Origin of the sequence: Gemmiger formicilis (assembly GCF_018784445.1) — a bacterium.
In the GTDB taxonomy this organism is placed as follows: Bacteria; Bacillota; Clostridia; order Oscillospirales; family Ruminococcaceae; genus Gemmiger.
On the sequence record NZ_WQOH01000030.1, the window covers coordinates 1 to 1,550 of the forward strand.

Annotated in this window: 1 protein-coding gene; it reads left to right on the forward strand. The window is 44.4% G+C overall.

Translation table 11 applies throughout. The features are described from left to right. Window positions 1–248: 248 nt before the first annotated feature. Window positions 249–1,424, forward strand: coding sequence for an IS110 family transposase (locus GPK89_RS10060; protein WP_117515912.1), 1,176 nt, complete (start codon window positions 249–251; stop codon window positions 1,422–1,424). Window positions 1,425–1,550 lie beyond the last annotated feature (126 nt).

The window sequence follows — 1,550 nt, forward strand, 5'->3', positions numbered from 1 at the left end:
CCTCGTATTATAAAGTAGTAGTTATTAGAGTCCCTCTCCAAGGACAAAATGCTACAATAGACAAGGTGCTGTGGATTGGTTTAAACCTCCTACCGCAAGACGGTTTCGGAAAGGCTCCAACCACGGCTCTTTGTTTTTAGTGTTAATCAGTTAGATACCGCCAGACGGTTTATATAGAACGAGGTTACATAGCAAAGAGGTGTGGCTTTAAGCAGCACTGTAAAATAAAACGCCGGAGGTAAAAAGAAATGATTTTTGTTGGTATCGATGTTGCAAAGGACAAGCACGATTGCTTTATCCTCAACTCGGAAGGAACGGTCTTGGCAGATGTATTTACCATTGCCAATAACCGCATCGGTTTTGAGACGCTTCTTTCAAGAATCCAAAGCTGTTCCCAAGGTGAAAGCAAAATAAAAGTAGGGCTTGAAGCCACAGGACATTACAGCTACAATCTGCTGGGGTTTCTTTTAGACAGCGGCCTGGCAACCTATGTCATTAACCCTCTGCACACGAACCTCTACCGGAAAAGTCTCAGCCTGCGAAGAACCAAAACAGATCGGATAGACGCGCGTACCATTGCAATGATGCTCATGTCTGATGTGGACCTCAAGTCCTACTCAAATACAGCATACCACAATGAAGAGCTAAAGTCACTAACCAGATACAGATTTGATAAGGTAAAAGAGCGCGCCAAGCTGAAAAGCTCCGTTGCGCGGTTAGTGAATATTCTATTTCCGGAGCTCGAAAAGCTGGTTTCAAGCCTGCACATCGCTGTTGTATACGCACTGCTGAGCAACTATCCGGGTGCAAGCTATATCGCAAACGCCAATACTGAAGAACTCGCTGAGACTCTTTGCACCGCCTCTAAAGGTCGTTATACCAAGTCTAAAACCGCGGAAATCCAAGTAGCCGCAGGGGTCTCCATTGGCTCGAAAATGCCTGCTAAGTCTATGGAGTTGAAACACACGATTGCTCTCATCCGCGAGCTGGACAAAGAAATTTCTGAGGTAGAATCCGCAATTGACAAGATTACATCTCAGATGGATTCTCCCATCTTTACAATCCCCGGTATTGGCCGACATATGGGTGCAATGATTCTTGCTGAAGTTGGAGATTTTTCCAACTTTGCAAGCGCAGACAAGCTGCTGGCTTATGCTGGACTCTCTCCATCTACATATCAGTCAGGGCAACTGCAAAACTGTTATGCTCACATGGAAAAGCGTGGCTCCAGATATTTGCGATATGCTCTTTTCAATGCCGCCAAATATGTCTGCCTTTGGTGTCCTACATTCTCGGCCTATCTTGAAAAGAAGCGTTCTGAGGGAAAGCATTACAATGTTGCCATCTCTCATGCTGCTAAAAAGCTGGTAAGGCTTATTTTTGCTATGCAGCGTTCTGGGAAAGCCTTCTTAGCTGATTATTAAGCGTGCGATTTTATACGGAGCGAGTATCCGACAACGGATGCTCTTGTTTGCTATACCAATTTTCACCACCTTAAAATTTCTCTCGAAAATTTTGTTTTGGGGCTTGACTTTTAATAGTTAGTCTTT